The organism is Streptomyces solicamelliae (assembly GCF_045348655.1).
GTDB lineage: Bacteria > Actinomycetota > Actinomycetes > Streptomycetales > Streptomycetaceae > Streptomyces > Streptomyces solicamelliae.
Map to the genome: position 1 here is coordinate 6,719,198 of NZ_CP160404.1, position 12,940 is coordinate 6,732,137.

Sequence of the window (12,940 nt, forward strand, 5' to 3'; positions counted from 1 at the left end):
TCGTCTCAGGCCGCGCGCGCGGACGGCCCGCAGCCCGGCGTGTACGGCCCTTCCACCCGACCGGGTGACCGCTAGGACGCGGGTCCGGCGGACCAGGTCACGAGCGGCGGCCGCACCGCGGCGCACAGGGGCTGCCCCTTCGCGTCGGTGAGCCCGAGCCGCGCCACGAGCAGCCCGGCCGCCACGGCGTCCGCGAGCGTCCCGGGCTCGACCCCGTCGAGCATCAGCTTGGCCCGCCGGAACATCCCGCCCTCGGCCGTCCACGACAGATACACGAACCGCCCGCCCGGCCGCCCCTGGATCCAGGGCCCCTCGACGTCGAACCCCGCGTCCGTCGCCGTCACCGTGCACTCCAGCACCCAGGCCGCGGCCGCCGCGTCCCCGGGGTGCGGGTCGAGCAACTCGTCCGGCCGGCCACGCCGCTGGACGGCCACCCGCACGTCGTCGTACCCGGGGAATCCCGGAGCCGGCGTGCACGTACGACCCGGCAGCTCGGACCCCTCGATCCTGATCCGCATCCGCCCTCATCCCTCCCCGTCCGCCGCCGGCGCGGCCCGCAGCGCGGCGACGCTCGGCGCGCCGTCCGTCCGGCCCGCCTCGCGGTACACCCGGCAGGACAGGCTCGGCACCGCGCCCTGCCCGGCGAACGGGTCCTCGCCGTCGACCGGCACCGTAGGCGAACCCGCCATGCCGTGGCGGACCGCGGCCGCCTCGTCGCGGACGACGACGCGCTCCACGACGGGCTCGATGACGGGTTCGACCCCGACCGCCCGGCCCGCCGGCGCCTCGGCGATGCGCGCCTCGACGACCGGCCCGTTCGGGCAGTCCGGAACCGTCAGCACGGTGATCCGCACGGCAGCCTCCTCCGGGTGCCCCACTCCACCTCGGACCGTAGCCGGTCCGGGGCCGCGGTCAGGACGCGGCGGAGGACCCCTCGGCCCCGCCCTTCAGCGGCCGGGTCTCCTTCACCACGTACGTCGCCTGCGGCGGCGCCTCGCCCTCGGCCTTCATCGCCTTCGCCTCGCTCTTGAGGATGCGCCCCGCCTTGCCGGCGTTGCGGGCCAGTTCGGGCAGCTTCTTCGCACCGAACAGGAGGACGACCACGATCGCCAGGATCGCGAGCTCACCGATACCGAACACTGTTCTCCGCTTCCTCGTACGGCTTCCGCCCGAAATCTACCGACCCCGTCCTGCTCACCCGTCGACGGGGTGCGCCGCCTGGTACGCGAGCCGTTCCTCCGCGCCGTCCCCGATCCGGGTCAGCTCCTCGTCGAGCCGCAGAAACGCCTCCCACACGGGCAGCCCGCCCGCGCGGGCCAGCTCCGCGACGACCCGGTCCTCCAGCTCCGGGACCCGCTTGTTCTTCCAGACCTTGTCCGCGAGGCTCACCAGCAGGTCCTCGACCCCGACGCCCTCCGCGTCCCACCGCGCGTGGCTCCCCGCGAACCGCGCGAGGTCCGGGCGCACCCCGTGCGCGAGCAGCAGCGCGCGCCCCGCCTCCTCGTGCGCCGAGCCCGGCCCGGACAGCTCGGCGCGGTGCACGGCCTTGCCGATGTCGTGCGTGGCCGCGCCGAACAAGACCGCCTCCCGGTCGAGGCCCAGCGCCGGGCACTGGGCCGTCACCCAGTCGACGAGCTGCGCCGCCACGTCGTGCACGGCCCGCAGATGAGCGACCAGGCGCGGCGGCGCGCCCACCTCCCGCAGCAGCGCGGCGGCCTCGTCCGGCAAGGGGCGCAGGCGGACGTGTTCCTCGCTCGCTCCGATGATCATGTCCGGCAGGCTGTCACACCGGGCGGCCCCCGAGAACCCCCGGACGCCACGCCTCGCCGCGTGAGTGCGCGGCGAGATGAGCCGATTTATCGTGTTCCGGTGTATTCCGTTCCACGATGGGCCCTGTTCTCGTCGGGGTGCGCCCCGGTCCTCCTGATCAGCGGCTGGATGATCGCGGGGCACCTGGAGGGGACCGCGTACGACCCGGTGCGGCAGACGATCAGCGTGCTGGCGGCGTACGGGGCGGCCGGGTTCTGGGTGATGACCGGCGCGCTGTTCGGCCTCGGCGTCTGCCACCTGTTCACCGCCTACGGCCTGCGCACGGCCGAGCGCGCCGGACGGCTGGCCCTGGCCGGCGGGGGGCTGGCGGCGCTGGTGGTGTCCTTCGTCCCCGCGCCCAGCAGCGGAGGCTCCCTGCGGCACGGCTCGGTCGCCGCCGTCGGCTTCGTCCTGCTGGCCGTCTGGCCGGTCCTGGCGGCCGTACGCGGCCGGACCGCCGTCCCGCCGTGGGGCCTACGGCCCGCCCCGGCCCTCGCGGCGACCGCCGTCATGGGCCTCACCGCGGGCTGGTTCATCTACGAGATGAACACCGACGGCGTGGCCGGGGTCGCGGAGCGCGTCGTGACCTGCATCCAGGCCGTGTGGCCGCTGGTGGTCGTCGCCTCCTGCCTGCGGCACCCGCGCCGGGTGCCGGCGACGGAGCGGGGCGGGGCCGACAGCACACCGTAGGCCGCCCCGCCCCGCCCCGCCCCGCCCCGTCCGTCAGGACTCCGGCTGCTCCAGCCCCTCCAGGCTGTCCATGAACGAACTGACCGAGAACACCGCCCGCCCCGGACCCGCCGGGCCGTACCCGGGCGGGGAGCTCAGCCCGAACTCCTCGAGCGTCGCCCGGTACGTCTCGAGGAGCCGGATGTGGTACTCCAGCGGCGCGCCCAGCGGATTCGCCTTGCCCAGCGGAGTGGTCGGCTCCGGGCACCAGGTGGTGAACCGGGGCACCACGCCGTGCGACATGAAGAACCGAAGACCCTCCTGCGTCGACGCGATCGCCTCGCTGACCTTGGTGAAGCCGAACGGCTCCGCCATCTCGATGCCGGCCACGAAGTTCGGGATCACGTTGCGCGCCCCGAACACCTCCGTGGAGTCCAGGATCCTGCGGTGCCACTCGTCGCGCCCGACGTACCGCTCCTTGCCGGGGCAGTGCAGTTCGAACAGCCGGCGGTCCCACACCTCGAAGTTGGGGTGGTAGATGCGCACGCCGTAGTCGTGGAACCGCTGCACGGCGTCACGCGGCAGCGCCTGCGCGACCACCTTGCCGGTCCAGCGGCCCGGGAAGCGCTCCTCGATCGCCTTCGCGTAGTGGCCGTAGAAGTCCGCCTCGTCGCGACCGGCCACCTTCGAGGTGATCGAGCCGCCGGTGAGCGTGTACGCGCGGGAGGTCCCGGCCGTGTCGTACCGGTCGATGATCTCCAGCGCCTCCAGCACCTCCTCGACCGGCTTCACACCGGTGTACGGCCGGCCCGCGGCCTTGTGCTGGCGCCAGTTGTGGTTGATGTCGCAGAACTGGCACTCCTCCTTGGCCCCGAAGTACTGGCAGACCCGGAAGACCGTCAGATAGATCAGGTAGCCCCACTGGATGGTGGGCGCGACCTCCATCACGGACTTCCCGTTGGAGAGCGTGTGCCGGTAGTACTCCGGCATCGGCGGCAGACCCACGTCGGAGATCCGCCGGCCGTCGAGATAGAGGCCGAGCGACCCGTCCTCGCCGCCCCGCACCACGTACGGGGAGTCCGGGTTGACCCGCACCGACACCACCGTGCGGCGCAGCTCGTAGGGGCCGCCGGTGAGCACGATCTCCTCCGGCGGACGGTTCAGCGCGGCCGCGCCCAGCTCCGGCAGGGTGCGGTGGTCGAAGGAGAAGATGAAGTACGACTTCGGCTTCACGTCCCCCGAGCCGCCGTCCGCGGTGCCGCTGAGCGCGGACTCGTCGAAGGCCATGCCGCCGCGCAGCAGGTCCTCCTTGATCACCGCCTCCCGCGGCACATGCGGGAACCGCCCCATCAGCTCCTCGACCAGCGCGGTACGACTCGGGCTGTCCTTGTGCGTGGGCGTCGCATTCATGCAGGACAACCTATCCGTTCGCTCAGCCGTTTCCCGCGCCGGGGTCCATGCCCCCCATGACCTCCGCGGCCCGCTTCCTCATCTCCTCCTCCGAGACGTCCTCGATGTGCGAGGCGACGCTCCAGCGGTGGCCGAACGGGTCCTCGAACTGCCCGACCCGGTCGCCGTAGAACTCGTCCCGCACCGGCCGCAGCTCCCTGGCGCCCTGGGCCAGGGCCTTCGCGAACACCGCGTCGACGTCCTCGACGTACGCGTGCAGCATCAGCGGCGTGCCGCCGATGGCCTTCGGCGAGCGGAAGTCCATGTCGGGGTACTCGTCGGCGAGCATGACGATCGAGTTGCCCAGCGCGATCTCGGCGTGGCCGATCTTCCCGCCGGGCGCCGGCATCCGGGTCTTCTCCTCGGCGCCGAGCACGGACACGTAGAAGTCGATCGCGGCCGCGGCGCCGTCGATGCACAGGTACGGGGTGATGCGCGGGTACTCCGCGGGAACGGGCTGGACGGCCATGAGGCGCCCCTTTCGGCGTCGGGTGCTGCTGCGGTCTCGGCACGCGCCTCGTCGAGGCGACACCGGCCATGGATAACCGCAAGCCGCCGCACCCGCGCCGCCCGCCGGGGCGGGTTGCCCCGAATGGCGGCAGCCCGGCGCCCGCCGGACGCCTGAGCCGGGATCAGGACGCCGACTCCCAGGCGGCCCACAGCCCGTCCAGCCACGCGGGCGGCAGCTCGGCCGCGTCCCACTCCTCCCGCAGCGGCCCCGGATCGGCGCCGAGGCGTTCCAGGACGGCGATGCAGGTGGGGGAGTGGAGCAGCGAGTACCGGCCGTGGATCGCGATGGGGCTGCCCGGCCCGTACTCCGCGAACAGCCGCTCGAGGCGCACCCGGTGGGCGGCCGCGAACTCGGTCAGCCGCCCCGCGTAGCCGGCGCGCTCCCGGGCGGTCATCGTGGCGAGCACGGCGACCAGCACCTGCTCGGAGACCTCGGGGTCCAGCTCGGACTCGGCGGCGAAGGTCAGATGCAGCGGCGTGACCGCCACCTTCGCCCGCTCCACCTCCATCCGCCCGACGCGGGTCCGCCCCTCGTCGGCCGTGTCCGCCCGTACCGCCTGCCGCAGCGTCCGCTCCGACAGTTCGCCGAGCTCGACGGCGACGGTGCGGATCCCGTCGTGCCACCCCGACTCGTACAGCTCGCCCTTCTCCCGCGGGGCCTGCTTCTTGATCTCCCGCGCCTCGCGGTGCGCGACGGCCAGCGCCCCGGCCTCCACGATGCCGATCAGCTCCTCCGCGTCCCCCGAGTAGACCCCTGCCCGCCCCAGAAGTTGCACGAGCGTGGTCTTCGCATTGAGGACACTGACCGCGTCCAGCTGCTGCCGGTCGGCATCGGCGGAGTTCATGGACCCTCCTCGTCACAAGGTTGCCGCCCCGAGCCTACGTTCCCGCCGGGGTGAGCCGTGTCTCACCGGGGCGGCACACTTGCTATGCAACGAGTTGCATAGCAGGATCTCGGGCATGGCGCTCGAACACGCGATCCTCGTGTCGCTCCTTGAGAAGCCGGGTTCCGGCTACGAGCTGGCCCGGCGGTTCGAGCGGTCCATCGGGTACTTCTGGACCGCCACTCACCAGCAGATCTACCGCGTGCTCAAGCGGATGGAGCACGACGGCTGGATCGACGCGCGGGAGGTTCCGCAGCACGGGCGGCCGGACAAGAAGGAGTACTCCGTCGCCGACCTCGGGCGGGCCGCGCTCACCAGCTGGCTCCACGATCCGATCGAGCCCGAGACCGTACGGCACGACCTCGCCGTGAAGATCCGCGGCGCCGCCTTCGACGATCCGACCGCGCTGATCCGCGAGGTCGAACGGCACCGGCAGGCGCATTCCGAACGGCTCGCCCACTATCTCGCCGGTGAGACACGGGACTTCGGCAGAGGTTCCGACGGCGGCCCCTACGGGCCGGCCGACGCCGAGCGGGAACTGCAGCACGTCGTGCTGCGCGGCGGCATCGCGTACGAGCGCATGATGATCGCCTGGCTCGACGACGTGCTCGCCACCCTCCACCGGTTCCGCGCCGCGCGCTGAACCCCCGACCCCTCACCGAAAGGCGGCACCCGTCCATGGCCGACCCGCTCCTCTTCAACCCGCGGACCTACGACCCCGCACACTTCGACCCCGAGACCCGCCGGCTGCTGCGGGCCACCGTCGACTGGTTCGAGGAGCGCGGCAAGCGGCAGCTGATCGAGGACTACCGCACCCGCGCCTGGCTCGGCGACTTCCTCGCCTTCGCCGCCAAGGAAGGGCTGTTCGCGGCCTTCCTCACCCCGAAGACCGAAGCCGGCGAGGGCGAGGGCGACAAGCGCTGGGACACCGCCCGCATCGCCGCGCTCAACGAGATCCTCGGCTTCTACGGCCTCGACTACTGGTACGCCTGGCAGGTCACCATCCTCGGCCTCGGCCCCGTCTGGCAGAGCGGGAACGCCGCCGCGCGCGCCCGCGCCGCCGAACTCCTCGCCCAGGGCGAGGTGTTCGCCTTCGGCCTGTCCGAGAAGACGCACGGCGCCGACATCTACTCCACCGACATGCTCCTGGAGCCCGACGGGCAGGGCGGCTTCCGCGCCACCGGCTCCAAGTACTACATCGGCAACGGCAACGCCGCCGGACTCGTCTCCGTCTTCGGCCGCCGCAGCGACCTCGAGGGCCCCGACGCGTACGTCTTCTTCGCCGCCGACAGCCGGCACGCGAACTACCACCTGGTGAAGAACGTCGTCGACTCGTCGAAGTTCGTCAGCGAGTTCCGGCTCGAGGACTATCCCGTAGCCGCCGAGGACGTGCTGCACACCGGGCGCGCCGCGTTCGACGCCGCCCTGAACACCGTCAACGTCGGCAAGTTCAACCTCTGCACCGCCTCCATCGGCATCTGCGAGCACGCGATGTACGAGGCCGTCACGCACGCCCAGAACCGCATCCTGTACGGCCGCCCCGTCACCGCCTTCCCGCACGTGCGGCGCGAGCTGACCGACGCGTACGTCCGGCTCGTCGGCATGAAGGCGTTCAGCGACCGCGCCGTCGACTACTTCCGCACCGCCGGCCCCGACGACCGCCGCTACCTCCTCTTCAACCCCATGACGAAGATGAAGGTGACCACCGAGGGCGAGAAGGTCATCGACCTCATGTGGGACGTCATCGCCGCCAAGGGCTTCGAGAAGGACAACTACTTCGCCCAGGCCGCGATCGAGATCCGCGGGCTGCCGAAGCTGGAAGGCACCGTCCACGTCAACCTGGCGCTGATCCTCAAGTTCATGCGCAATCACCTGCTCGACCCGGTCGAGTACCCCGCCGTCCCCACCCGCCTCGACGCGGCAGACGACGACTTCCTCTTCCGCCAGGGCCCCGCCCGCGGCCTCGGCTCGGTGCGCTTCCACGACTGGAGGCCCGCCTTCGACGCGTACGCGCACCTGCCCAACGTCGCCCGCTTCCGTGAACAGGCCGACGCGCTCTGCCAGTTCGTCGCCACGGTCGCCCCCGACGAGGAGCAGAGCCGTGACCTGGACCTGCTGCTGGCCGTCGGCCAGCTCTTCGCGCTGGTCGTCCACGCGCAGCTCGTCCTGGAGCAGGCGGCCCTGACGGGTCTCGACGCGGACGTGCTCGACGAGCTGTTCGCCGTCCTCGTCCGCGACTACTCCGCGCACGCCGTCGAGCTCCACGGCAAGGACTCCGCGACCGAGGCGCAGCAGGAGTGGGCGCTCGGCGCGGTCCGCCGCCCGGTCGTCGACGCCGAGCGCTCGGCGCGGGTCTGGCAGCGCGTCGAGGCGCTGTCCGGCGCGTACGAGATGGCGCAGTAGCGGCCCTGCGGCACCCCGGGACGGGTGACAGGCCGGGCCCGCTCCGGCCTGTCACCCGAAACCGCCTACGATGACCGCCCATGAGCACGAATGACGACCGAAGACCCCTGGTCGACGGACGCTTCCGACTGATCTCCCGACTCGGCAGCGGCGGCATGGGCACCGTCTGGCGCGCCCGCGACGTCGCCCTCGACCGCGACGTCGCCCTCAAGGAGGTCCGCCCGCCCGACCCCGCCGTCGAGGACGCGAACCCCGGCTTCGCCGCGCAGCTGCGCGAACGCGCCGTCCGCGAGGCCCGCGCCCTGGCCCGGCTGTCGAACCCGCACGTCGTGACGATCCACCACATCGTCGAGCCGCAGGACGGCTCGCACCCGTGGATCGTGATGGAGCTCGTCGAGGGCAGCTCCGTGTACGACCGGCTCGCCGCGGGCCCGATGTCCGTCCCCGAGGTGCTCGCCCTCGGCCGCCAGGTCCTCTCCGCGCTGCGCGCCGCGCACGCCGCCGGGATCCAGCACCGCGACGTCAAACCCGCCAACGTCCTGCTCCGCCACGAGGGCGGGGCCGTGCTCACCGACTTCGGCATCGCCGCGTTCGACGGCTCCACCTCCCGGCTCACCTCCACCGGCGACCTGATCGGCTCGCCGGAGTTCATCGCCCCCGAGCGGGTCCGCGGCGAGGAGGGCAACCCGGCCTCCGACCTGTGGTCGCTCGGCATGCTCCTGTACGTGGCGGCCGAGGGCCACCACCCGCTGCGCCGCGCGACCAGCCTGGCGACCGTGGTCGCGGTGCTCGACGACCCGATCCCGGCGCCGGTGCGGTCCGGCGCGCTGGGACCCGTACTGACCCGGCTCCTCGTCCGCGATCCGGCGCAGCGGCCGGACGGGGCGCTCCTGGACCGGTTGTTGGCGGAGGCGGAGGGCGGCGGGGCCGCCGCTCCTGTTCCCGCCGCCGTTCCTGCCGCCGTTCCGTCCGCGCCCGTCGCCGCCCCTGCCGCCCCCGCGGCCCCCGGCCCGTACGCGCCGGCGCCCGCGCCGTACCCGCACCCCGCCTACGGCCCGCCCGCCGCGCCGGGCGCGGGCTTCGGCCCGCCGACGCTGCCCACCCCCGCGCCCTCGAGCCCGCGCAAGCGCGCCGCGGGCGTCGCCGTCGGCGTCGCCCTGGCGGCCGCCGCGGTGATCGGCGTCGTGAACCTGCTCCCGAACGGCGACGGCGACGGCGGCAGCGGCGGGACCTCCGGGGCGAAGGGCGGCGCCTCGCCGACCGGCGCCGTACGCACCCCCGGCCAGGGCTCGGGCACGGCCCCGTCCGCCTCCGCGCCCGCGGTCCGCGGCAGCCTGCTCACCACGGCCAACGTCCGTGCCGTCATCGCGGAGTTCCGCCGGGCCAGCGGCACCACGACGATCAAGGACCTGACGGTCTACGAGGAGTACGCCCTGGCGAACATCCCGACCCGGCCCGGCGCGAAGACCTACGACGCGTACGAGTACCGGGCCGGCGTGGCCAGGAAGACCGGGCCCGGCGGCACCATCAGCGCCGACGACGCCGACGAGCAGCCCTTCGACGTGTCCACGATGCCCTGGGACAGCCTCCCCGCGCTGATGAAGCGCGGCGAACGCGACCTCAAGGTGGACGACCCCACGATGCGCTACGTCATCGTCGACCGCTGGACCTTCAACGACGACCGTCCGACGCTGCGCTTCTACCTCAGCAACGACTACCGGGCCAGCGGCTATCTCGCCGCCGACGCCTCCGGCAAGGTCGTGTCGACGCTACCCGCGTCCTGAGGCTCCGCCCTTGCGGACTGTACCTGTCCGCAAGGGCTCCTACGGTCGGAGCATGACGCAGACACAGACAGACACGCGTGCCGATGGTCAGTCGATCCTGGTCACCGGCGCCTCCGGGACCGTCGGCCGCCAGGTCGTCGCCGAACTGCTCCACCGCGGCCACCGGGTCCGCGCGCTCACCCGCGACGCGGCGAAGGCCCGGTTCCCCGACGGGGTGGAGGTGGTGCAGGGCGACCTGACGGAGCCGGACGGCCTGGCCCCTGCCCTGGAGGGCGTCACCGGCCTCCATCTGATCGCCTTCGGCGGGGAGTACTTCGCTCCGCTGGAGACGGGTCCGCGGATCCTGGAACTGGCCCGGGCCGCCGGCGTCCGGCGGGTCACCGTGCTGCACGGCGGCGGGCCGACGCCGCTGGAGGACGCGGTGCGGGCGGACGACGGGCTGGACTGGACGGTGCTGATGCCGGTCGAGTTCATGTCCAACGCCCTGGAATGGGCGGCCGGGATCGTCGAACGGGACGAGGTCCGCGAGCCGTTCGTGAACCGGCTCAGCGCCATGGTGCACGAGGGCGACATCGGCGCGGTCGCCGCCGTCGCGCTCACCGAGGAGGGCCACGGCAGCCGGGAGTACGTCATCACCGGCCCCCAGGCACTGACCCTCGCCGAGAAGACCGCGACGATCGCCGGGGCGCGGGGCCGTGCGGTCGCGCTGGTGGAGCTGACCGAGGACGAGGCCGTCGCCCGGTGGAGGGCCGCGGGCCACGACGACGGCCTGATCGGCTTCCTCCTGGAGGTGTACGGGAACACGCCCGAGGCCGGGTACACCGTCGTCGACACGGTCGAGAAGGTCACCGGCCGCCCGGCCAGGTCCTTCGCCGAGTGGGCCGGACAGCACGCCCACGCGTTCACGGCGTAGCCCCGATGTCCGTACCCGCCCCGGGAGCCGGTCCCGGGGCGGGCAGGCTGTCAGACGCCGGGGGGTTCGGCGGCGGCGTCCCGGACCGTGACCGCCCCGACCGGGCAGACGCGGGCGGCCTCGCGCAGCATCGGCCCGGCGGCCTCCGCACGGCCCGGCCGTACGGTCCCGAAGCCGTCGTCGTCCTGGGCGAAGACGTCCGGCGCCGTCAGGGCGCACTGGCCGGCGCCGATGCAGCGCGTGCGGTCGACGGCGACGCGGACGGGCACGGACATACGGCTGGTTCCTCTCACCAGGTGACGGGGAGTTCGAGCAGGCCCTGGACCGTGTCGCCCGGCTTGAACGGCACCTCGTCCGCCGGTACGGCGAGCCGCAGCCCCGGCAGCCGGCGCAGCAGCGAGCCGAGCGCGATCTCCAGCTCGGCGCGGGCGAGGTTCTGCCCCAGGCACTGGTGGATGCCGAAGCCGAAGGCCACGTGGTGGCGCGCGGACCGGCCCCAGTCGAGCGCGTGGGGCTCGCTGAACGCGGCGGCGTCCCGGTTGATGACGGACGTCGCGAACACCACGCCCTCGCCGGCGCGGACCACCGTCCCCGGGGCGCCCTCGACGGGGATGTCCTCGCGGGCGACGCGCAGCATGCCGTCCGCGATCGACAGGAACCGCAGCAACTCCTCGACGGCGACCGGGACCAGGGCCGGGTCCGCCCGCAGCTCGGCCAGCCGCTCCGGGTGGCTCAGCAGCGTGTACGTACCCAGGGAGATCATGTTCGCCGTGGTCTCGTGCCCGGCGACCAGCAGGATCGTGGCGAGGTCCACCAGCTCCTGCCTCTCCGGGCCGCCCTCCTCCTCGGCCCGCGCGACCAGGTCGTCGAGGACGCCCTCGCCGGGCTTCTCCCGTTTGCGGTCGACCAGTTCGCCGAGATAGCCGTGGAGCCGGTCGAGGGCCTCCTCGCTGTCCGCCGCCGTCGGACCGCGCAGCAGGCGACGGGACTGCTCCTCGAAGAAGTCGTGGTCCTCGTACGGCACACCGAGCAGTTCGCAGATGACGACGGACGGCACCGGCAGCGCGAACGCGCTCACCAGCTCGGCCGGCGGCCCCTGGTCCTCCAGCGCGTCGAGGAGCCGGTCCACGATCTCCTGGATACGCGGCCGCAGCCGCTCGGCCCGCTTGAGCGTGAAGCTCGGGATCAGCAGCCGGCGCTGGGCGTGGTGCTCCGGGTCGTCCATGCCGAGCAGCGCCGTCCGCCGGCGCCGGGCCAGGCCCGCGGCGCGCTCGGTCGGGATCGGGAAGTCGGCGCGGGTGGTGTCGGTGGAGAGCCGCTGGTCCGCGAGGAGCGCCCGGGCGGCGGTGTGCCCGGTCACCATCCACACCCGGCGTCCGTCCCAGAGGGTGACCCGGGACAGGGGGCGCTCGTCGTCGGTCTGCGGGTAGCCGGTCGGGGGGTGGTAGGGGCAGCTGCGGTCTTGGGGGAACGCCACGTCCTTCGACATCCCTCCACTACATGCCCCGGGCACCTATGCGGTCTACATGCAGATCGGCCAAACCGCCGCCGACCCCTCACGGTGCCGACAGGCCTCTGCCCAGGCACTCCGCGAGGCGGGCGGCGATCGAACCGTCCGGGTCCAGGCGGGGGTTGAAGATGGTGACGTCCAGGCCCGCGGCCCGTTCGTCCGCCAGGGCCGTCCGCAGTACCGTCTGCAGCTCGTGCCACGAAAGTCCGCCGGGGAGGCGGTAGTCGACGGCCGGCATCACGGCGTCGTCCAGGACGTCGGCGTCGAGGTGGACCCAGAAGCCGGCGGCGCCGCCGGAGGTGAGCCGTGCGACCGCCTCCCGCGCCGCCGCCGCGGCCCCCGCGGCCCGTACCTCCGCGAGGTCCGTCGCCCGCAGCCGCGGCGGCAGGGGCTGCATGCCGTCCGCGGCCGACTCGGCGGCGTCGCGGAAGCCGAGGGCCACCACGTCCTCGTCGCGCACCAGCGGACCGCGGCCCTCGATATCGGCGAGCGTCCGGGGGCCGCGGCCGGTGGCCAGGGCGAGCTCCATCGAGGCCGCCTCGCCCGTCGGCTCCGCCGAGGACTGGTAGAAGTCGGTGTGGCCGTCCAGGAACAGCAGCCCGTGGCGGCCGCGGCGGCGCAGCGCCAGCAGGTTCCCCAGCAGGATGCTGCAGTCCCCGCCGAGCACCACCGGGAACCGCCCGCGGTCGAGCACCGCGCCGACCGCGTCGGCCAGTTCGGCCGAGTACCGCGCGATGCCGTCCGGATTGAGGGCTCCCGTCGCCTCGTCGCGCCGCGGGTCGTACGCGGGCGGCTCGACCCTCCCCGCCCACTCCGCGCCCAGCCGCTCGCGCAGACCGGCGCCGAGCAGCGCGGCGGGCAGGTCCTGGACACCGGAGGGCCGCAGCCCCAGCACCGACGGCGCCTCGACGATCGCGGGCCTCCGCACGGACGAACCCCTTCCTCGGGCCCCTCCTTGACTGTCTCACACTCGCCGTCATATATTTCGTTCGGCCGAACGAAATAAAAT

The 12,940-nt window shown here is 73.4% G+C and carries 15 protein-coding genes; 5 read left to right on the forward strand and 10 right to left on the reverse strand.

Going from position 1 to position 12,940, the window contains the following annotated elements; translation table 11 throughout:
* Positions 1 to 71: 71 nt before the first annotated feature.
* Genes ABZO31_RS30955 through ABZO31_RS30970 form a run of 4 tightly spaced genes read right to left on the reverse strand, consistent with a single transcriptional unit; the run spans position 72 to position 1,770 of the window.
* Complete coding sequence (locus tag ABZO31_RS30955; protein ID WP_406864633.1) at positions 72 to 518, reverse strand: DUF5990 family protein; 447 nt, start codon at positions 516 to 518, stop codon at positions 72 to 74.
* Between the two features lie 6 nt (positions 519 to 524).
* Positions 525 to 854 carry an alkylmercury lyase gene (locus ABZO31_RS30960; protein WP_406864634.1) on the reverse strand — a complete coding sequence of 110 codons (330 nt, stop codon included), beginning with the start codon at positions 852 to 854 and terminating at the stop codon, positions 525 to 527.
* Positions 855 to 912: 58 nt separating this feature from the next.
* The gene (gene tatA, locus ABZO31_RS30965; RefSeq protein WP_406864635.1) at positions 913 to 1,140 is read right to left on the reverse strand and encodes a twin-arginine translocase TatA/TatE family subunit; all 228 of its coding nucleotides are present in this window, start codon (positions 1,138 to 1,140) and stop codon (positions 913 to 915) included.
* A 54-nt stretch (positions 1,141 to 1,194) separates the two neighbouring features.
* Positions 1,195 to 1,770 carry an HD domain-containing protein gene (locus ABZO31_RS30970; RefSeq protein WP_406864636.1) on the reverse strand — a complete coding sequence of 192 codons (576 nt, stop codon included), beginning with the start codon at positions 1,768 to 1,770 and terminating at the stop codon, positions 1,195 to 1,197.
* Positions 1,771 to 1,869: 99 nt separating this feature from the next.
* Between ABZO31_RS30970 and ABZO31_RS30975 the strand changes: the two genes are divergently transcribed.
* Positions 1,870 to 2,499 (forward strand): DUF998 domain-containing protein, encoded by a 630-nt coding sequence (locus ABZO31_RS30975; protein WP_406864637.1) that lies wholly within the window; start codon positions 1,870 to 1,872, stop codon positions 2,497 to 2,499.
* 33 nt (positions 2,500 to 2,532) lie between these two features.
* Here ABZO31_RS30975 and ABZO31_RS30980 read toward each other — a convergent pair whose 3' ends face one another.
* The 3 genes from ABZO31_RS30980 to ABZO31_RS30990 all read right to left on the reverse strand — a co-directional run bounded on the left by ABZO31_RS30980 (position 2,533) and on the right by ABZO31_RS30990 (position 5,282).
* A complete protein-coding gene (locus ABZO31_RS30980) occupies positions 2,533 to 3,888 on the reverse strand; it encodes a radical SAM protein (RefSeq protein WP_406864638.1) in 1,356 nt (451 codons plus the stop codon).
* Between the two features lie 22 nt (positions 3,889 to 3,910).
* Positions 3,911 to 4,396: a VOC family protein gene (locus ABZO31_RS30985; RefSeq protein ID WP_406864639.1), complete on the reverse strand. Its 486-nt coding sequence runs from the start codon at positions 4,394 to 4,396 to the stop codon at positions 3,911 to 3,913.
* Between the two features lie 163 nt (positions 4,397 to 4,559).
* On the reverse strand, positions 4,560 to 5,282 hold the full coding sequence (locus ABZO31_RS30990) for a hypothetical protein (RefSeq protein ID WP_406864640.1): 723 nt from the start codon (positions 5,280 to 5,282) through the stop codon (positions 4,560 to 4,562).
* A gap of 115 nt (positions 5,283 to 5,397) precedes the next feature.
* On the opposite strand from ABZO31_RS30990, the gene ABZO31_RS30995 reads away from it, so the two are divergent.
* The 4 genes from ABZO31_RS30995 to ABZO31_RS31010 all read left to right on the forward strand — a co-directional run bounded on the left by ABZO31_RS30995 (position 5,398) and on the right by ABZO31_RS31010 (position 10,421).
* On the forward strand, positions 5,398 to 5,964 hold the full coding sequence (locus ABZO31_RS30995; protein ID WP_406864641.1) for a PadR family transcriptional regulator: 567 nt from the start codon (positions 5,398 to 5,400) through the stop codon (positions 5,962 to 5,964).
* 35 nt (positions 5,965 to 5,999) lie between these two features.
* Complete coding sequence (locus tag ABZO31_RS31000; RefSeq protein ID WP_406864642.1) at positions 6,000 to 7,724, forward strand: acyl-CoA dehydrogenase family protein; 1,725 nt, start codon at positions 6,000 to 6,002, stop codon at positions 7,722 to 7,724.
* 80 nt (positions 7,725 to 7,804) lie between these two features.
* Complete coding sequence (locus ABZO31_RS31005; protein WP_406864643.1) at positions 7,805 to 9,508, forward strand: serine/threonine-protein kinase; 1,704 nt, start codon at positions 7,805 to 7,807, stop codon at positions 9,506 to 9,508.
* A gap of 52 nt (positions 9,509 to 9,560) precedes the next feature.
* Positions 9,561 to 10,421 carry an NAD(P)H-binding protein gene (locus ABZO31_RS31010; RefSeq protein ID WP_406864644.1) on the forward strand — a complete coding sequence of 287 codons (861 nt, stop codon included), beginning with the start codon at positions 9,561 to 9,563 and terminating at the stop codon, positions 10,419 to 10,421.
* A 50-nt stretch (positions 10,422 to 10,471) separates the two neighbouring features.
* Here the strand turns inward: ABZO31_RS31010 and ABZO31_RS31015 are convergent, their stop codons facing one another.
* The 3 genes from ABZO31_RS31015 to ABZO31_RS31025 form a co-directional block, all read right to left on the reverse strand.
* Complete coding sequence (locus ABZO31_RS31015; protein ID WP_406864645.1) at positions 10,472 to 10,696, reverse strand: ferredoxin; 225 nt, start codon at positions 10,694 to 10,696, stop codon at positions 10,472 to 10,474.
* 14 nt (positions 10,697 to 10,710) lie between these two features.
* On the reverse strand, positions 10,711 to 11,910 hold the full coding sequence (locus ABZO31_RS31020) for a cytochrome P450 (protein ID WP_406864646.1): 1,200 nt from the start codon (positions 11,908 to 11,910) through the stop codon (positions 10,711 to 10,713).
* Positions 11,911 to 11,977: 67 nt separating this feature from the next.
* A complete protein-coding gene (locus ABZO31_RS31025) occupies positions 11,978 to 12,859 on the reverse strand; it encodes an arginase family protein (protein ID WP_406864647.1) in 882 nt (293 codons plus the stop codon).
* Positions 12,860 to 12,940: the final 81 nt, after the last annotated feature.

Bases quoted from the DNA above. Each gene is read 5' to 3' on its own strand.
- ABZO31_RS30955 (WP_406864633.1), bottom strand. From the start codon at position 518: ATGCGGATCAGGATCGAGGGGTCCGAGCTGCCGGGTCGTACGTGCACG.
- ABZO31_RS30970 (WP_406864636.1), bottom strand. From the start codon at position 1,770: ATGATCATCGGAGCGAGCGAGGAACACGTCCGCCTGCGCCCCTTGCCG.
- ABZO31_RS30980 (WP_406864638.1), bottom strand. From the start codon at position 3,888: ATGAATGCGACGCCCACGCACAAGGACAGCCCGAGTCGTACCGCGCTG.
- ABZO31_RS30985 (WP_406864639.1), bottom strand. From the start codon at position 4,396: ATGGCCGTCCAGCCCGTTCCCGCGGAGTACCCGCGCATCACCCCGTAC.
- ABZO31_RS30990 (WP_406864640.1), bottom strand. From the start codon at position 5,282: ATGAACTCCGCCGATGCCGACCGGCAGCAGCTGGACGCGGTCAGTGTC.
- ABZO31_RS30995 (WP_406864641.1), top strand. From the start codon at position 5,398: ATGGCGCTCGAACACGCGATCCTCGTGTCGCTCCTTGAGAAGCCGGGT.
- ABZO31_RS31000 (WP_406864642.1), top strand. From the start codon at position 6,000: ATGGCCGACCCGCTCCTCTTCAACCCGCGGACCTACGACCCCGCACAC.
- ABZO31_RS31005 (WP_406864643.1), top strand. From the start codon at position 7,805: ATGAGCACGAATGACGACCGAAGACCCCTGGTCGACGGACGCTTCCGA.
- ABZO31_RS31010 (WP_406864644.1), top strand. From the start codon at position 9,561: ATGACGCAGACACAGACAGACACGCGTGCCGATGGTCAGTCGATCCTG.
- ABZO31_RS31015 (WP_406864645.1), bottom strand. From the start codon at position 10,696: ATGTCCGTGCCCGTCCGCGTCGCCGTCGACCGCACGCGCTGCATCGGC.
- ABZO31_RS31020 (WP_406864646.1), bottom strand. From the start codon at position 11,910: ATGTCGAAGGACGTGGCGTTCCCCCAAGACCGCAGCTGCCCCTACCAC.